At 39.7% G+C, this 17615-nt stretch carries 20 protein-coding genes; 18 read left to right on the top strand and 2 right to left on the bottom strand.

The window, feature by feature from the left end; genetic code table 11:
- Nucleotide 1: 1 nt before the first annotated feature.
- Genes flhF through WNY79_RS11995 form a run of 13 tightly spaced genes read left to right on the top strand, consistent with a single transcriptional unit; the run spans nucleotide 2 to nucleotide 11979 of the window.
- On the top strand, nucleotides 2-1486 hold the full coding sequence (gene flhF / locus WNY79_RS12055) for a flagellar biosynthesis protein FlhF (RefSeq protein WP_076923504.1): 1485 nt from the start codon (nucleotides 2-4) through the stop codon (nucleotides 1484-1486).
- Nucleotides 1479-2339 (top strand): MinD/ParA family protein, encoded by an 861-nt coding sequence (locus tag WNY79_RS12050; RefSeq protein WP_002959312.1) that lies wholly within the window; start codon nucleotides 1479-1481, stop codon nucleotides 2337-2339. Before flhF ends, WNY79_RS12050 begins: the two co-directional genes overlap by 8 nt.
- Before the next feature lie 26 nt (nucleotides 2340-2365).
- Entirely contained in the window at nucleotides 2366-3076 is a 711-nt protein-coding gene (locus tag WNY79_RS12045; protein WP_024599207.1) for an RNA polymerase sigma factor FliA, read from the top strand.
- A gap of 40 nt (nucleotides 3077-3116) precedes the next feature.
- Nucleotides 3117-3500, top strand: a complete 384-nt coding sequence (gene cheY / locus WNY79_RS12040; RefSeq protein ID WP_008132609.1) for a chemotaxis response regulator CheY — start codon at nucleotides 3117-3119, stop codon at nucleotides 3498-3500.
- Nucleotides 3501-3517: 17 nt separating this feature from the next.
- Nucleotides 3518-4291: a protein phosphatase CheZ gene (locus WNY79_RS12035; RefSeq protein ID WP_024599206.1), complete on the top strand. Its 774-nt coding sequence runs from the start codon at nucleotides 3518-3520 to the stop codon at nucleotides 4289-4291.
- A 15-nt stretch (nucleotides 4292-4306) separates the two neighbouring features.
- Nucleotides 4307-6514: a chemotaxis protein CheA gene (locus WNY79_RS12030; RefSeq protein ID WP_342875952.1), complete on the top strand. Its 2208-nt coding sequence runs from the start codon at nucleotides 4307-4309 to the stop codon at nucleotides 6512-6514.
- A gap of 58 nt (nucleotides 6515-6572) precedes the next feature.
- Nucleotides 6573-7739, top strand: a complete 1167-nt coding sequence (locus WNY79_RS12025; RefSeq protein ID WP_342875951.1) for a chemotaxis response regulator protein-glutamate methylesterase — start codon at nucleotides 6573-6575, stop codon at nucleotides 7737-7739.
- Nucleotides 7732-8496, top strand: a complete 765-nt coding sequence (locus WNY79_RS12020; RefSeq protein ID WP_024599203.1) for a flagellar motor protein — start codon at nucleotides 7732-7734, stop codon at nucleotides 8494-8496. Before WNY79_RS12025 ends, WNY79_RS12020 begins: the two co-directional genes overlap by 8 nt.
- Before the next feature lies 1 nt (nucleotide 8497).
- The gene (locus WNY79_RS12015) at nucleotides 8498-9457 is read left to right on the top strand and encodes a flagellar motor protein MotB (RefSeq protein WP_170071843.1); all 960 of its coding nucleotides are present in this window, start codon (nucleotides 8498-8500) and stop codon (nucleotides 9455-9457) included.
- Between the two features lie 12 nt (nucleotides 9458-9469).
- Nucleotides 9470-10240, top strand: coding sequence for a ParA family protein (locus WNY79_RS12010; protein WP_007585827.1), 771 nt, complete (start codon nucleotides 9470-9472; stop codon nucleotides 10238-10240).
- 3 nt (nucleotides 10241-10243) lie between these two features.
- Nucleotides 10244-11038, top strand: a complete 795-nt coding sequence (locus WNY79_RS12005; RefSeq protein ID WP_342875950.1) for a chemotaxis protein CheW — start codon at nucleotides 10244-10246, stop codon at nucleotides 11036-11038.
- Nucleotides 11039-11062: 24 nt separating this feature from the next.
- Nucleotides 11063-11560 (top strand): chemotaxis protein CheW, encoded by a 498-nt coding sequence (locus tag WNY79_RS12000; RefSeq protein ID WP_002959294.1) that lies wholly within the window; start codon nucleotides 11063-11065, stop codon nucleotides 11558-11560.
- A gap of 17 nt (nucleotides 11561-11577) precedes the next feature.
- The gene (locus WNY79_RS11995) at nucleotides 11578-11979 is read left to right on the top strand and encodes a DUF2802 domain-containing protein (RefSeq protein ID WP_076923500.1); all 402 of its coding nucleotides are present in this window, start codon (nucleotides 11578-11580) and stop codon (nucleotides 11977-11979) included.
- Nucleotides 11980-12010: 31 nt separating this feature from the next.
- Here the strand turns inward: WNY79_RS11995 and WNY79_RS11990 are convergent, their stop codons facing one another.
- Nucleotides 12011-12319, bottom strand: coding sequence for an EscU/YscU/HrcU family type III secretion system export apparatus switch protein (locus tag WNY79_RS11990; RefSeq protein WP_076923499.1), 309 nt, complete (start codon nucleotides 12317-12319; stop codon nucleotides 12011-12013).
- Between the two features lie 2 nt (nucleotides 12320-12321).
- Nucleotides 12322-14775: a flagellar hook-length control protein FliK gene (locus WNY79_RS11985; RefSeq protein WP_342875949.1), complete on the bottom strand. Its 2454-nt coding sequence runs from the start codon at nucleotides 14773-14775 to the stop codon at nucleotides 12322-12324.
- Between the two features lie 113 nt (nucleotides 14776-14888).
- On the opposite strand from WNY79_RS11985, the gene ccmA reads away from it, so the two are divergent.
- From ccmA to ccmE, 5 genes are read left to right on the top strand one after another with little or no spacing between them, the layout of a single operon-like run.
- Nucleotides 14889-15509, top strand: a complete 621-nt coding sequence (gene ccmA, locus WNY79_RS11980; RefSeq protein ID WP_342875948.1) for a cytochrome c biogenesis heme-transporting ATPase CcmA — start codon at nucleotides 14889-14891, stop codon at nucleotides 15507-15509.
- Nucleotides 15509-16195, top strand: coding sequence for a heme exporter protein CcmB (ccmB, locus tag WNY79_RS11975; RefSeq protein ID WP_024599195.1), 687 nt, complete (start codon nucleotides 15509-15511; stop codon nucleotides 16193-16195). The genes ccmA and ccmB overlap by 1 nt, the downstream gene beginning before the upstream one ends.
- Nucleotides 16195-16932: a heme ABC transporter permease gene (locus tag WNY79_RS11970; protein ID WP_024599194.1), complete on the top strand. Its 738-nt coding sequence runs from the start codon at nucleotides 16195-16197 to the stop codon at nucleotides 16930-16932. The genes ccmB and WNY79_RS11970 overlap by 1 nt, the downstream gene beginning before the upstream one ends.
- A 2-nt stretch (nucleotides 16933-16934) precedes the next feature.
- Complete coding sequence (gene ccmD / locus WNY79_RS11965; protein WP_024599193.1) at nucleotides 16935-17138, top strand: heme exporter protein CcmD; 204 nt, start codon at nucleotides 16935-16937, stop codon at nucleotides 17136-17138.
- Entirely contained in the window at nucleotides 17135-17614 is a 480-nt protein-coding gene (gene ccmE / locus WNY79_RS11960; RefSeq protein WP_170071848.1) for a cytochrome c maturation protein CcmE, read from the top strand. Before ccmD ends, ccmE begins: the two co-directional genes overlap by 4 nt.
- The last annotated feature ends 1 nt before the right edge of the window (nucleotide 17615 follow it).

The raw sequence follows: 17615 nt of genomic DNA, 5'->3' as shown, positions 1-17615 counted from the left end.
CATGAAAATTAAACGTTTTTTTGCTAAAGATATGCGCACAGCACTTAAAGAAGTTAAAGATGAGTTAGGTGTTGATGCGGTTATTATGTCAAATAAAAAGCTGGCTAACGGTGTAGAAATTGTAGCGGCAGTTGATTATGACAAAGCAGCCCCTAAAGCAACAGCGCAACCACAAGGCAATGCAGAGCCGCGTGCTCAAGCGCCACAGCAAAGTATGCACAACTTTGTAAAATCAGAACCTCAGCGTGCCAAACCTGAACCTCAAGCAAAAGTAGCAGATAGCTTACAAGCCTTATTAGAGCGTCAATCACCGCGTCCTCGCTCCCCAGAGCTTGCGTCAATGTTTTCTCAATCAGGTATTGATACTACAGATAACTACCAGGAACCTGTAGCTAAAGCGCGTCCTACTAATAATATGTTTGCACGTGATGATGTAGCCCCTGCACGTCCACATACGCAAGCCGATAGCTTAGGTTTTGACGATTTAGACAGCGACTTTGATGATTTAGACAGCCCAGTAACTGCTCGCCAGCAAAAACCTAATAATGAAAGCGAAGAAATGACAACAATGCGTGAAGAAATGAACGCAATTCGTCAGTTATTAGAGCATCAAGTATCGGGTTTAATGCAGCAAGATATGGCGCGTCGCGATCCAACACGTGCTTGCATGGTTGATCGTTTAGTCGGTATGGGCATTGATAAAGAAGTAGCACAACAAATGGCATGTTTTGTACCTGATGATGTGTCTCGTCAACAAGGCTGGAAAGCATTGTTAACGATGGTCGAAGATCAAATGCAAACAACCAATAATGAAATACTTCGCCAAGGTGGTGTATATGCATTAGTAGGTCCAACCGGTGTAGGTAAAACAACAACTGTGGCTAAGCTTGCAGCGTTAGGCGCACAAAAATATGGCGCTGATAAAGTGGCGTTAATAACCACTGATACGTACAGAATTGGAGCCTATGAGCAACTTGCAACATATGGCCGTATTATTGGTTGCGGTGTAAAACAAGTTAAAGATGCTAATGAATTAGCTGAAGTTTTATATCATTTACGAAATAAACGTCTAGTATTAATTGATACAGCAGGTATGAGCCAACGAGATTTACGTTTAACTGAGCAGTTAAACACGTTAATGCGCAACCAACGTGTGGATATTCGCAGCTACCTAGTACTAAGCGCGACAGCACAAATTAATGTATTACAAGAAACAGTACGCCACTTTAAAAAAGTACAGTTAAGTGGTTGTATTTTCACTAAGTTAGATGAATCTTTGAGTTTGGGTGAGATTATTAGTATTGCGATTCAAAATCGTCTTCCAATAGGGTATCTTACTAACGGTCAACGAGTACCAGAAGATATTCGTGTTGCAAATGCTGAAAAACTAGTGAAAAAGGCTGAGCAATTATATTTAAAAAGAATAAAAGCACAACATTCAAGGCACCAAGCAGTGGCGCCAAGTACAGTAGGGATGTATGATTAACACAGTATTAGATCAAGCAAGCGGCCTGCGCAAGATGAGTCAAAACAATAACAACGGCGTAAAAGTTATCGCTGTAACCGGTGGTAAAGGTGGAGTAGGGAAAACAAATGTTTCTCTAAATACAGCTATTGCACTAGGGCAACAAGGTAACAGAGTATTAGTGCTGGATGCTGACTTAGGTTTAGCAAACTGTGATGTAATGCTTGGTTTACGTGTAGAGCGTAATTTATCACACGTTTTGTCTGGTGAATGTGAGCTTGACGAAATTTTAGTTGAAGGCCCAGCAGGTATTAAAATTGTACCCGCTACGTCTGGTTCGCAAAGTATGGTGGAGCTATCGCCATCTGAGCATGCTGGACTAATTCGTGCGTTTAGCGAATTAAATACCGAATTTGATATTTTAATTGTAGATACCGCCGCTGGTATTTCAGACATGGTACTGAGCTTTTCTCGCGCGGCACAAGATGTAATGGTTGTCGTGTGCGATGAACCAACATCAATAACGGATGCTTACGCACTTATTAAAGTATTAAGCCGTGAGCACGGTGTTTATAAGTTTAAAATTGTCGCCAATATGGTCCGCAGTATGCGTGAAGGTACCGAATTATTTGCAAAGCTTTCTAAAGTAACAGATCGCTTTTTAGATGTATCAATGGAGCTAGTCGCAACGGTTCCTTATGACGAAAATATGCGCAAAGCAACACGTCGTCAAAAAGTAATCGTAGAACTCTTTCCAAATTCGCCAGCCGCTCTTGCGTTTAAAACACTGGCAACAAAAGCAGTTAAATGGCCAATACCAAATCAACCATCTGGGCATTTAGAGTTTTTCATTGAGAAACTAGTAAACGGCTAATTATGACAACACTGGTGAATAGAGCTATGGGATATCAATCAACACAAAACTTAAATGTGATTGTTGAGAAACATGCATCACTTGTAAAAAAAGTGGCTTGTCATCTAATTGCTCGATTACCACCTAGCGTTCAGCTTGATGATTTAATTCAATCAGGAATGATAGGTTTAATAGAAGCTTCAAAAAACTTTGATGCGACAAAAGGTGCAAGCTTTGAGACCTTTGCTGGTATTCGTATTCGCGGTGCTATGCTTGATGAAATGCGCCGTGGTGATTGGGCTCCTCGTTCAGTACACCGTAAAAGCCGACAAGTTGCAGAAGCAATTACTGGGCTCGAAAGTAGTCTGAACCGCGAACCAACAGATACAGAAGTTGCTGAAAAACTTGAAATTTCGCTCAATGAGTACCATCATATTTTAAATGATGTTAATACCAGTAAAGTATTAGGCATAGAAGACCTTGGTGTCGATGAGGATGTTATTACTCCCGTAGGCCAAGATTTAGCGCTAGACAAACCTTTTAATAATGTTAAAAATGACCGGTTTAATGAGTCTTTGCTAAGCGCGATAAAGTCATTACCAGAGCGTGATGCAATGGTGCTTTCTTTGTACTATAACGATGAAATGAATTTAAAAGAGATAGGACATATACTCGATGTAAGCGAATCGCGTGTAAGTCAGATACATGGTCAGGCGATGATTAAGCTTAAAGCTAAAATCAATGACTGGATAAACTAGTAGTAAGTAAACTAAGGTTAATACCTCACTGGGGGATGTTTTGGATAAAAACATGAAAATTCTTGTAGTTGATGATTTTTCAACGATGAGACGAATTATAAAAAACCTATTACGTGACTTAGGTTTCACTAACGTTCAAGAAGCTGATGACGGGTCTACAGCTTTGCCTATGTTACAAAATCAAGTATTTGATTTTGTGGTTACAGATTGGAATATGCCTGGAATGCAAGGCATTGACCTTTTAAGAGCAATTCGTGCAGATGATAAGTTAAAACATATCCCTGTATTGATGGTAACGGCAGAAGCTAAAAAAGAACAAATAATAGCTGCAGCGCAAGCTGGCGTTAATGGTTATATTGTTAAGCCGTTTACGGCTGGAACATTAAAAACTAAATTAGAAAAAGTATTTGAACGCTTAGGCTAATGATGGGGGAGAGGCTTATGTCAGCACCAGCTGCGCCTCAAATAACGTTAGAACAAGCTCGTCAACTCGTCATTTTTTTAGAAAACGATGAGCAAGATAAGGCAAATGAGTTGATTTTAGAGACCGCTTCACAAGAGCAGTCTAAATTATTTGCTGAAGTTGGGAAGTTGACTCGTCAACTGCACGAAGCACTTAAAAGCTTTGAGCTTGATACTCGCTTAACTAATATAACGACTGATGCTATTCCAGATGCTAAAAAGCGGCTTAATTATGTCATAGAAATGACAGAGAATGCGGCTAATAAAACAATGGATGCTGTTGAGGCTAGTTTACCTATAGCTCAACAACTGGCAGATGAAATATCTCATATCAAACCGACATGGGATCGTTTAATGAGTCGCGAGATTGAGCTTGGTGAGTTTAAACAACTTTGCCATAGTATCGATAAGTTTATGAATAACTCTCATCACAAAACTGATGAGCTTCAAAGCTTAATGACAAATGTACTAATGGCTCAAGATTATCAAGACTTAACGGGTCAAGTTATTCGTCGTGTTATAGAACTTGTTAGAGAAGTAGAAGAAAGCTTACTTCATCTTTTAACAGCTTTTGCTGAACAAGATGATAGTGACAACACAGCGAATAAAGTAGAACAACAAAAAATAAAAGAACCAGTTGCCACACAAACTTTAGCAGGTCCTGAAGGCCCTATTATTGATAAAGAATCGCGTAATGATGTTGTATCTGATCAAGATGAAGTCGATGATCTTTTATCAAGTTTGGGCTTCTAAGAGGAGAGTAACTGCATGTTTGAAGTCGATGAAGATATTTTACAAGACTTTCTTGTAGAGGCAGGAGAAATCCTAGAGCTTTTATCTGAACAGTTAGTTGAACTGGAAAATAATCCAGAAGATACAGAGTTACTAAACGCTATATTTAGAGGCTTTCACACTGTAAAAGGTGGAGCAGGCTTTTTAGCGATGACAGAACTTGTTGATGCTTGCCATGGCGCTGAAAACGTATTTGATTTATTACGTCAAGGCGTGCGAACTGTCAATTCAGAGTTAATGGATGTTATTTTACAAGCGCTCGACACCATTAATGAAATGTTCGCGACTATTCAAAATAGGGATAAGCCAGAACCTGCAGATCCTGAATTACTTCACACCCTCCATATTTTGGGCTTACCCCCAACAGAAGATGAGCTTAATGGAGTCTCTTCACAAACTGAAGTTGAACAGCCTCATAATGAAGTAGCTGATACGCCAATAGCTGATGATGAAGATCCTTTTGCATTTGATGAACTATTTAGTGGAACTCCTTCGGTTAGTGACGCTGAGATAGATGAAATCACTGAGGACGAATTTGAAAACTTGCTTGATGAACTACATGGTAAAGGTCAAAGTCCTGTAGTTGAAAAGCCAGCAGTAAGTAGTAGTGATTTTAATGGTGATATTACTGATGATGAATTTGACAGCTTATTAGACGAGTTACACGGTGTTGGCAGTTTTGGTGAGGTTGCGAGTGAAGCACCTGAACAAAATAATGCAGTTAAAGCGCCTATAGATGAAGCTAAACCAGCCTCAAATACTTCTAATCCATCAGGTGATGAAATTAGTGATGATGAGTTTGAAGCACTCCTTGATGAACTTCATGGCAAAGGTACTGCACCTAAATCAATAGAAAGCGTTCCTGCGGTGAAACAGCCAAATATTCCTGCTAAACCAGCTGAAAAAGCGAGTGTGCCTGCAAGCAAACCTGAACCTGCAAAAGTACCCGTTTCTAAACCGGCAGAAAAACCGATAGCTAAAGCAGCGCCAGTAACGCCTAAAAAATCAGCACCGCCAGCAGCAGAGACGACAGTTCGCGTAGACACAAAACGACTTGACCAAATTATGAATATGGTTGGTGAGTTAGTACTGGTACGAAACCGTTTGGTTAGTTTAGCTACTAACTCAGACAGTGAAGCCATGGGTAAAGCAATCTCTAACTTAGATGTGGTGACTGCTGATATTCAAGGTGCGGTTATGCAAACGCGAATGCAACCAATTAAAAAGGTATTTGGTCGTTTCCCTCGCGTGGTTCGCGATTTAGCACGCAGCTTAAACAAAGATATTGACCTAAAGCTTGTAGGTGAAGAAACTGATTTAGATAAAAACTTGGTTGAAGCCCTTGCTGATCCTCTTGTGCATTTAGTTCGAAACTCAGTTGACCATGGTATCGAAATGCCAGCTGTTCGTGAGGCTGCAGGAAAGCCGAGAACAGGTAATGTTACTTTATCAGCGTCTCAAGAAGGCGACCATATTTTGCTTACCATTAAAGATGATGGCGCAGGTATGGATGCTGAAAAGCTGAAAAAAATAGCAATTAGTAAAGGTGTGCTTGATCACGACCAAGCAAGTCGACTTTCTGACACTGAAGCATATAACTTGATTTTTGCACCCGGCTTTTCTACAAAAGAAGAAATATCTGATATTTCAGGCCGTGGTGTTGGAATGGATGTGGTGAAAACTAAAATCACCCAATTAAACGGTTCTGTAAGTATTCAATCTGAACTAGGCGTCGGTACTATTTTAGAGATTAAAGTACCACTTACCTTAGCTATATTACCAACCTTAATGGTCATTGTTGGCGCACAAACATTTGCGTTACCACTTGCTGGTGTTAGTGAGATATTCAACTTAGATTTAACGAAGACAAATGTGGTAGATGGGCAATTAACAATTATTGTGCGTAAAAAGGCAATACCGTTATTTTACCTCGAGCATTGGTTAGTTAAAGGGTCAGATCGTTCGAAGCGAAAATCACAAGGTCACGTCGTTATCGTGCAAATTGGTACTCAGCAAATTGGTTTTGTTGTTGACTCATTAATAGGTCAAGAAGAAGTTGTCATTAAACCACTTGATGCGTTACTACAAGGTACCCCAGGCATGGCAGGTGCTACAATTACTTCAGATGGTGGCATTGCACTAATTTTAGACGTTCCAAACATGTTAAAACATTACGCAGGCTAATAATAAAGTAGGTATATATTTAATATATACCTACGCATAAATTTAATAAGAGAGCTAAATGGCCGTTAAAGTTTTAGTTGTTGATGATTCAAGCTTTTTTCGCCGTAGAGTAAGCGAAATTCTTGAGCAAGACAGCGACATACAAGTTATAGGCTTTGCTGTTAATGGCAGAGAGGCTGTTGAAAAGGCAGCTCAGCTACGTCCAGATATGATCACTATGGATGTAGAAATGCCTGTGCTTGATGGTATTAGCGCAGTTAAAGAGATAATGGCGAGTAATCCAACGCCGATCTTAATGTTTTCATCTTTAACACGTGATGGCGCGACAGCAACGTTTGATGCGCTAGATGCGGGAGCAATGGATTTCTTACCGAAAAAATTTGAAGACATCGCTCGCAATAATGAAGACGCTATAAAGCTTTTGCAAAATAAAGTGAAAGATATAGGGCGAAGACGCTTACCGCGAACGTTTAGAGCTGCAACGCCACCTAAGTCAGTAATTCCAGCCAAACCAACAACAAGTACACTTTCTCAAAGAACAAGCACACCAACACCTTCGATAAAACAACCCGATAGAAGCTTTCAAGGAGCAGCACCTAAAGCACCGTCAGGTACAAGTATTGCCTCAATGCGAGCAAGTGGAAAGCAATACCAGCTTGTGGCTATAGGTACTTCCACAGGTGGTCCTGTTGCACTACAAACTATATTAACTCAATTGCCAGCTAATTTTCCTCATCCTATTTTGCTTATTCAGCATATGCCTGCGGCTTTTACACCCGCATTTGCGGCACGCTTAAATGGCCTGTGCCAAATAAAAGTGAAAGAAGCGCAACAAGGTGACCGCTTACAGCCTGGAACAGCTTATTTAGCACCCGGCGGACAGCAGATGATGGTAGAAGGGCGTGGCGCAAATAGAACACTGCGGGTATTTGAAGATCATAGTGAGAGAATAAGCTATAAACCGAGTGTGGATGTAACTTTTGCCAGTGCAGCAAAAACGTATCAAGGCGATGTGCTTGCTATTGTTTTAACAGGTATGGGCGCTGATGGACGTGACGGTGCAAGAATGTTAAAACAAACAGGTGCAACTATTTGGGCGCAAGATGAGAAAAGCTGTGTTGTTTATGGAATGCCTCAAGCTATCGCTAATGCGGGACTTTCGAGTGAAAGCTTAGCACTGAATGATTTTGCAGCGCGCATAAAGAGAGAGGTGGGTTGTGGATAAGCTCTCAATATTTGGACTATTTGTAGCACTAGGTGCAATAGGTCTAGGTTACTCTTTAGAAGGCGGCGTTGTTTCTGCACTATTTAATGGCCCTGCGCTTATTATTGTATTAGGCGGCACGCTTGGCGCTGTTATGTTACAAACATCGGCCAGCACATTCAAAAAAATGCTAAATATGAGCTCTTGGGTTTTTGTTGCGCCACAATACGATATTGAAGACGCAATAGAGCAAGTTAAACGATGGTCTTATAAGGCGCGTCAAGAAGGTTACTTAGCGCTTGAAAATGAGGCGCTAGCTCATCCAGATGCGTATGCTGCAAAAGGTTTAAGTCTACTTGTAGATGGTTGCTCAGAGCAAAAGCTACGTGACACTCTTGAAATTGACTTACTGTTAGAGCGTGATCGTTTACTTGAAGCCGCACGTGTTTATGAAGCAATGGGAGGCTACAGCCCTACCATTGGTATTTTAGGTGCGGTACTTGGTTTAATACAGGCTATGTCGTTTATTACCGACCCGCAAATGCTTGGTGCGGGTGTTGCTACTGCATTTATTGCGACCATTTATGGTGTTGGTTTAGCTAATTTATTGTTTTTACCTATGGCAAATAAGTTAAAACAGCGTGTAGAGCAAAAAATGCTTTATCATGAAATGCTTGCCGAAGGCGTGATTGCAATAAGTGTTGGCGAAAGCCCAGTAAATATTGAATTAAAGCTTGAAGCCTACCGTGTAGAGCGTCCTAATCTAGTGGACGAATAACATGTTACGCCGACGACTTCGTCACTCTGATCCTAAAAGTCAGCATACAGAACGTTGGCTTGTATCGTATGCCGACTACATGACGATTATGTTTGCTTTTTTTGTGGTGCTGTATGCAATAGCGATTAACAAAGAAGAACAATTTCAAATATTGTCAGACTCCCTTGAACACGTTTTTGATAAATCTGCCCGCCAGCACTCCCAGCAAGGTGAGGGCGTCAATGGTAATGGAATATTGACTGATAGAGTTAGCCCAGAACAAGAAGTTCTTTATGGTGAAAGTATTTTAAAAGAAGAACAAGGTCCAGAGTTACTCGACGGTCAAAGTGATACAAGTAACATACAACAGAAATATTTAGGAAAACCACTCGATAGCTTACTTGCTAAGCTGCAGTCAGCGCTTATTGATGAAATTCGTGACGGAGAAGCCAGCTTAGAGCTGAATCAAGATTGGCTGATTATAGAGCTCAGCTCAGGTATGTTATTTTCAAGTGGTAGCTCAGTTGCACACTCAAGAGCAAAGCAAGTCGTCAAAATTGTTAAAGATATTATTGCTCCAGTAGATAACTATATTAGGGTGCGTGGCTATACTGATGATGAAAGTATTCGCAACGAGATATTTCGCTCAAATTGGGAACTCTCGGTTGCTAGAGCAACGTCTATCTTAGTAGAACTAGAAGCATTAGGTATTAATTCTGCCAGAATGGCGATAGAAGGTTATGGTCAATATTCACCTTTTGTAAGTAACGATACAGAACAAGGGCGAGCAGAAAATCGTAAAGTTGTTATTGCACTTTCTAAGTATGGTTTACCACCAATACAATACATTAAAGGTGATGAACAAGTTAATAAACCAGTAGTGGCAAAGCCTGAAATTGAGCTCCCTTCAGATGACGATACAATAAAAATAATTCGTTTGCCTCATGGTGGTATTCGCATAACAACACGCAATGAACAGTAATTAGGATGTAATGTGAAGATTTGGACTGTCGCAAATCAAAAAGGTGGTGTTGGGAAAACAACAACTGCAGTGAGCCTTGCCGGTATTTTAGCTTTGCAGGGTAAGCGTGTGTTGCTTATAGATACAGACCCTCATGCATCACTCACTTATTACTTTGGCATTGACTCAGAAGATTTAGAAGTGAGTGTGTACGATATTTTTGCTCGTGGCACAAGCATGCAAAGTGAAGAGATACTTCAAGCTCTATGTCCATCAACGCTTGAAAACCTAGATATTTTACCCGCAACAATGGCAATAGCCACGCTTGATAGAAGTATGGGTAATAAAACAGGAATGGGATTAATACTAAAAAAAGCACTTGCAAAAATCAGTGAGCATTACGATTATGCAATTTTAGATTGCCCTCCCGTTTTAGGGGTGTTAATGGTCAATGCGCTTGCAGCAAGTGAGCGAATTTTAGTGCCAGTGCAAACGGAGTTTTTAGCACTTAAAGGGCTTGATAGAATGATGCGCACTATGGAATTAATGCAAACCTCTCAAGCGAAAGATTATCAATATACTATAATCCCTACTATGTATGATAAACGTACTAAAGCATCGTTAGAAGCATATAAAACACTGCAAAGTACGTATGGTGATAAAGTCTGGCCAGGTGTAATACCGGTGGATACTAAATTTAGAGATGCAAGCTTTGCGCAAAAAGTGCCTGTAGAGTATTGCCCTCGTTCGCGTGGTGTATACGCATATAAAGCACTGCTAGAATATTTAATTGAACAAGGTTAATGAATGAGTAAGCAATTATTTGCTAATGAAAAAGTAATGAAACAATACCTAGGGGCTTTGTTATGTGAAGACGAGCCTGTAGATAACCTTGAGCCAGTTGCAAAATTACTCGAGCAAATGCCGCACGACTCGCAGCCAGAACATATTCATTTAAAACCTAAAGAACAGATAAAAGCGGCAGAAAAAATATTTGATCAAGATTTACTTAATGCCGAAATTAAGCCAATAGTTGAACCGATTATTGAAGCCGAAAAAGTTAATAAAGCCATTGACGATGAAGTAATAGAGCCAATAAGTACGACTATTGAAGAACCAGAGCCACAGATTGTAACCACTAGCCAATCTGACTATTTTGATGGTGAATTTCAGGCATTATTTTTTGAAGTTGCTGGTTTAACATTGGCTGTACCCCTAAAAGCATTAGGCGGTATACATCAATTAGGTGAAGTTAATCATTTGTTTGGTAAGCCAAAGTGGTTTAAAGGCGTTATGCTCAATAGAGAAGAAAAGCTTAATGTTGTTGATACTGCTCGGTGGGTAATGCCAGAAAAGTATGATGATAAATTAGAAGCGTCTTTAGATTATCAGTATTTAATTACCTTAGGTGATAGCCAGTGGGGCTTATTAGCTGAAAAGTTGATAAATAACATTACATTGAGTAAAGAAGATGTAAAATGGCGTACAAATAAAAGTAAGCGCCCATGGCTTGCTGGTGTTATAAAAGAAAAAATGTGTGCTTTAATAGACGTAGATAATTTAAATATATTATTAGAGAAAGGCTTAGATAGCCGTCAGTAGTAATGACCATTACGGGGTAATAGCATGAATCAAGATAAATTACTGTCAGCAAATAAAAACGCAGATAATAATGATGAAATTTTACAGTGGGTTACGTTTAAGCTAGAAGAAGAAACCTACGGCGTAAATGTAATGCAAGTACAAGAAATACTTCGTTACACTGAGATAGCCCCTGTACCAGGTGCTCCTTCTTACGTTATTGGTATTATTAACTTACGCGGTAACGTTGTAACGGTTATAGATACTCGTGCACGTTTTGGTTTGTTAGCTGCTGATGCAACTGATAATTCTCGTATCTTAATTATTGAAGCTGAAGAGCAAGTTATCGGCATCTTAGCTGACAGCGTATCTGAAGTGGTTTATTTACGCAGCTCTGAAATCGATAGTGCACCAAATGTTGGTACTGAAGAAAGTGCTAAGTTTATTCAAGGCGTTTGTAATCGTGATAATGAATTACTGATTTTGGTTGATTTAAATAAGTTACTCAGTGATGACGAATGGGATGAGTTAAGCGATATATAAGCTTTACCAAATAAATTATGCTGTTACTTAGTATAGCTATATCAGCGTTAGCGATAGGACTTATCTCGCTGGCGTTAATTATTGCATTAAAAAATAAACAAGCGAATGAAGTTAATGCAGTGTCGCAACAGCTCAAAGATAGCTCAGAGCAAACTCATATTTTGCGAAGTGAGATTTCAGAGCTTAGAACAGGGCTCTTAAGTATTGGTAAGCGAGTGCTTGAGGTTGAACAACAAAATCAAGATTTGGTTCAACAACAAGCTGCGCAAAAATACGATGACCCTGATGCTAAAATTTACTCTCGTGCAGTAAAAATGGTTGAATTAGGTGCCGATCTTGATGAGGTGATACGCGAATGCGAATTACCGCGAGCAGAAGCTGAATTACTATTTTCATTACATAAGCAAAAAGGCGCTTAGCGCCTTTGTGTTTACAAGTGCATAAATAAGCTCATGCTTTAATATTTAACTTACCTTGAAAGTCTTGCCAGCCTGGCGGAAACTGACCTCTTAATACATATGAAAACGCAATGAGTTCTGCAATTACATAATAAAGTTCTTTAGGAATTTCCTCCCCTAAGCTCAAATGAGACAACGTTTTAGCAAGCTCAGCATCTTCGTGAATCATAATTCCTTTGAGTTTTGCCGCCGCAATTATTTCGTCAGCTAATTCACCAAACCCTTTTACACTTACAGTGGGTGTATTGCCAGCTTCATATAAAAGCCCAATGGCTGACTTATTAATAGGTGTATCACTCATAGCTAAACCTTAATATTAATAATTGCATGAGATTTATAAAATGCCTGATTATTTGCATCGCCTCGCTTTAAGTTGAGCTCTCCAACTTGTAAACCATGTTTAGCTAGTTTGGATCTTAAATTATCTAAGTGAGGGTGAGCAATTGCGCTTATTTCTTGGCTCGAGGCTAATAGCTGGCAATCAAGTGCTTTATCCATTAACTCAGCGGTAATTTGTAACTGCCCAATCTGTGCATAATCAAAGTTTAACCTGACAAACCATACATTTTTATCTTCTAATTTATCTGCGCTTGGCTTTTTATATTGCCCCAGTGTTATTTCTGTTTGGGCGGTCTCCGGCGGCAATTTCATTGGTAATAAAAACTGTGCAAGCGGGTTTGTGTCAGGTTGCTGATTTGGTGTTGAAACACTTACTTGGGTAAGTGTGTTTTTAACTTGTACGATTTCGCTAGCTAATGCTTGAACTTGAGCTTGCTGCAGTTGCTCAAGTATTTTTGCTCCCGCGTTACCGGTCTTAAAAGTAGGTATGAGAACTTGTAAAAGTGCATCTAAGCCAGTTTGGTTATTAAAGCTTATTGGTGTTACTGATTGGCTAATTATAGGGGCTGCTAAAATACTCACTGCAACTTGTTCAAGTCCTTTAGTGAAGCTACTTTGTAGTATATCACCTGTTAATTGGGATGGTTGCAAGGTGGCTAACACTTCACGCTGTATGGTCGCAGGGTTAATATTATTACTTGAGACCATGCGATTAAATGCTTGGTTAATTAAGCGAGTTAAATCGGGCGTATCTTTTGTTGCTCTATTTGTAATGTCAGTAATTTGACTACTTAAAAGCTGTTTGTTACCAGCCACTCTATCCGTAGGGATTGTGGTATCAGGAAGCTTTAATAATGTGCTTAATAGCTTTGCTTCTATTGGTTGTAGCATTTGACTACGAGAGGCAATATTAGATAACGGCTCTGCTAATGGGATCGTGTTTTTAATACCGGCAGAGTTTACACTGTTTTGATTGTTGCCGTTTATTACTTGTTGCACTGAAGAAGTTGTTTGCCCTTTAGTAACAATTTCACTTGTAGGCTTAATTAACGTATCAACTTTACTGTTGGTACTAATACTCAGAGCACTCAATTGACTCGCGTTTGGATTACTTGGCTTAGCGCTCGCCACTTCACTTTGAGTAATATTATTTGTTATTGGTGTGTTGGTTGTTGCTGTGTTTGAAGGTGATTGCCAAACACTAACACTTCCTTTTATTTGCTGAGTTAATTGTACAAGTGGTGGGAGTCTTGAAAAGTGCTCTGGTAAAATGTTACTCGTATTGCTATTCAACGCAGTACTTACATGTTGGGTAATGTTAACTCTAGTTAGCGGTGATTCTGTTACTTGTACAATTAAGCCTGGCCTTTGTATTGCAGACAATACAGATGGTGGTGTTAGCTCAGGTTTATTTGCTGCTGCAAAGGGCTTATTTTCAAAGTATTTAACCGCATCGTTAATTCGCGTTTTTAAATCACTAAAGCTACTTTGTAGCCACGACTTTATGGGGCTATCAGGTGTAAGCAATGGGCTTGCTTTAATAGTGGACGCAGGAAAAGGTATTTCGGGTACACTGCTTTTTTGAGCTAAAAGTAACTCGTTAAACGGTTTAGAAAATGAGTTATTAAGCGTCACTTTTATATTGTTAGTATCGGTTTCAATAAGTAATTTATCTGCCTGATTTATTAAATTTACTTTAATAGGCGTGTTGGGTAGTTCACTAACTTGTTGATTAGTAATAGGCGTTGTAAACGAACCTGACTTTTGAGGATGAGTTAAAATAGCGAGTTTAGGCGTTGCTTGCAGTTGCGCACTAGGTAATAAAGCCACGAGTAATTTAGTTAGTTTAGCTTGGCTAAGTGGTTGCGTATGAACTGTATCAGCAAAGCGATTAATAACATTAAGCTGTGTGCCTTTATTAGTGGTGCTCACAACTACTTTTAAAGGCTGTTCGGTTATAAGTAACTGCGCTACCTCTTTATTGATTGGGATGCTCGCGTTGAGTTTATTAATAACTAATTTGGGAGTTGGGGATACAACGACTTGTACATCCTGTGGTTTGCTTTGTACCTCAGTGCCCGTGCTTACATAATTTAATAAACGCTGTAATTGTACTGGTTGATTTAAAGTCAGGGTAGTAGTGTTTGGCATGATGTTGAGCTGTTTGCCATCGGGGCTGAGCTGTATGTTAGCACTGGCTATTTTTTGTAAGTTTTGAGGTGCATTGGCAGTGCCAAGCCTTAATGTTTGCCAATGCCTATCAATCAATACATCAAGCGTAATCGAGTCTTTCGAAAATTGAATGTTTTTAGCCGCAAGTACCTCATTAGGTAATTGTGATAACTCATTGGGTTGGGGAGTCGTTGACTGATTGATAACCAATGAATTAGATAATGTTATTTGCGTTGGCGTATTCATTATTTTAAATCAAGTTTTCTCTATTTTAAGTGAATCGATTTTAAAGCAATATTCGTATTACCCTATCATTATGGTAGACTAACGCCTAATTTTTGGCAGAGAGAATCGTCATCTTGTTACACATTAAGTCCGTCACCTGCATCAAGCAAGATCGTTGTTTGTTTGCGGATCTTAATTTTAGCCTTAATAGCGGTCAAATCATGCAATTAGCGGGTCCTAATGGGGCTGGTAAAACATCGCTATTGCGTATTATCGCAGGCTTCTCTGTGCCTGATGAAGGGGCTGTTTTATTTCAAGAACAGCCTATATCTAAGTACTACGAAGAGTATGCCAGAGAACTACTCTTTATAGGCCATAAAACAGGTGTAAATACTCAGCTTAGTGCAGTTGAAAATGTTCGCCATTGGTTACAAATTAATGGCTACATAAACGAGCCTGACTTATATGCCATTCTAGCGCAACTTGGCCTTGTTGGGCTTGAAGATGTACCGGTTAGGATGCTATCTGCTGGACAACAACGACGTGTAGCTTTGGTAAGGCTTTGGTTAAGTGATGCTAAGTTATGGGTACTTGATGAGCCATTTACCGCGCTTGATAAAAGCGGCGTTACTTTTTTACAGCAGCGATTTACTGAACACTTACAAAGCGGTGGTGCTATTTTATTAACGACCCACCAAGATTTAACGACCCATTTTAGTAACTTGCAAACGGTTACATTGGAGTATCGCCACTAATGACTCGTCAACATTCTTATTGGTTGTTATTTAGTGCGGTATTTACCAAAGATGTAAAACTTGCGTTTCGCCAGCGCGCCGAAATTGTAAATCCTATTTTGTTTTTCTTAATTGTAATTTCATTATTCCCGTTAGCAATAGGGCCTGAGCCCGGTCTATTGGCAAGAATGGCGCCAGGTATTATTTGGGTCGCCGCATTACTTTCTACCATGTTGGGATTGGATAAGCTGTTTAGAGATGATTTTAATGATGGCTCTTTGGAGCAGTTAATTGCATCGTCTTATCCGTTATCGTTAACCGTACTCGCAAAGGTTACTGCACATTGGGTAGTAACAGGCCTTCCGCTTGTATTAATGACGCCGCTGTTTGCATTGCTATTAAACCTAGAAAGTACGGCGCTAACTGCGACCGTCTTAACATTATTATTAGGCACACCACTATTGAGCTTTATTGGCGCAATTGGCGCTGGGCTTACTGTGGGGCTACAAAAAGGGGGTATTTTGATGAGTTTACTCGTACTGCCTTTGTATATTCCTGTTTTGATTTTTGCAACGTCAGCTATCGATACCAGCACAATGTCGCTGGATTATAGTGGGCAGCTTGCCATCCTTGGTGCAATGTTGCTTATTGCTATTATTAGTGCACCAATTGCCATATCGTCAGCTTTAAAAGTGAGTGTAAGTTAATGTGGAAGTGGTTACATCCCTATGCTAAAGCAGAGCGTGCATATCAGTTATGCAATACGTTACTGCCTTATTTTGCCGTAGTTACCGTGGTTAGTATGATTGTTGGATGGGTATGGGGGCTTGGTTTTGCACCTGCCGATTACCAACAAAAAGACAGCTATCGTATCATTTTTATTCATGTTCCTTCTGCCATTTTATCTATGGGCGCTTACTCCTCAATGGCAATTGCGGCCATTGTTGCACTTGTATGGCAACTACGAAATGCTGAGCTTGCTGTTATTGCTATAGCCCCTGTTGGTGCATGCATTACTGCTATTGCGCTTATTACTGGCGCTGCATGGGGTAAACCTATGTGGGGTGCTTGGTGGGTGTGGGATGCACGTTTAACGTCTGAACTTATTTTATTATTTTTATATCTTGGGGTGCTTTCGCTTTACCATGCGTTTGAAGATAAAAAATCAGCAGGGCGTGCGGCTTCTATTTTAGCGATTGTTGGCGTAATTAATTTACCAATTATTCATTACTCTGTTGAGTGGTGGAATACGTTACACCAAGGTGCAAGCATTACAAAACTAGACACCAAAGCAATAGACCCAAGTATGTTTTGGCCTCTTATGGTTAATATTTTAGCCTTTGCTGCTTTTGTAGGCACAGTGACTTTGATTCGTCTTAAAAATGAAATTTTGCAACGCGAAAAGCACCGACCGTGGGTGCGTTCGTTGTTAAATAAGAGGTAATTATGCAGTTTGACTCTTTTTCTGATTTTATTGCAATGGGAGGCTATGGGTTTTATGTATGGCTTTCTTTTGGTACATGCGCACTTATTTTACTTGGTATTTTAGTGAACTCTTTGAGAGATACTAAACGTATTATGGCTTCAGTAGAGCAACAAATAGTACGTGAAGCGCGAATTAAAAAAGCTAAACAGGAACAAGTATCATGAATCCAAGACGTAAAAAGCGCCTATTGGTAATTATTGCCGTACTGTTTGGTATTGGTGGATCGATTGGTTTAGTGCTTTATGCACTTCAAGAAAATATAAACTTATTTTATACGCCAAGCGAGCTTATTGATGGTAAAGGTCCTAACAAAGAAAAACCACACATAGGCCAAAAGTTACGTATTGGCGGTATGGTTGTACCTGGTACAGTTGAGCGAAATGAACAAAGCTTGCAAGTAAGCTTTAAGTTAATTGATACAGGTCCATTAGTGACCGTGCGTTATCAAGGCATATTGCCAGACTTGTTTCGTGAGGGGCAAGGCATTGTAGCGCAAGGTATGTTAATAGAACCAAATGTTATTGAAGCATTTGAAGTACTTGCAAAGCATGACGAAGAATACATGCCAGCAGAAGTTGCAGAGGCAGTTAAAGGTATTAAACACGAAAAACCAAAATACAACTTAGATAGTGGTAATTAGC

Source organism: Pseudoalteromonas sp. AS84 (genome assembly GCF_038900255.1).
Lineage (GTDB): Bacteria > Pseudomonadota > Gammaproteobacteria > Enterobacterales > Alteromonadaceae > Pseudoalteromonas.
This window is presented reverse-complemented; position numbering and strand designations above follow the sequence as displayed.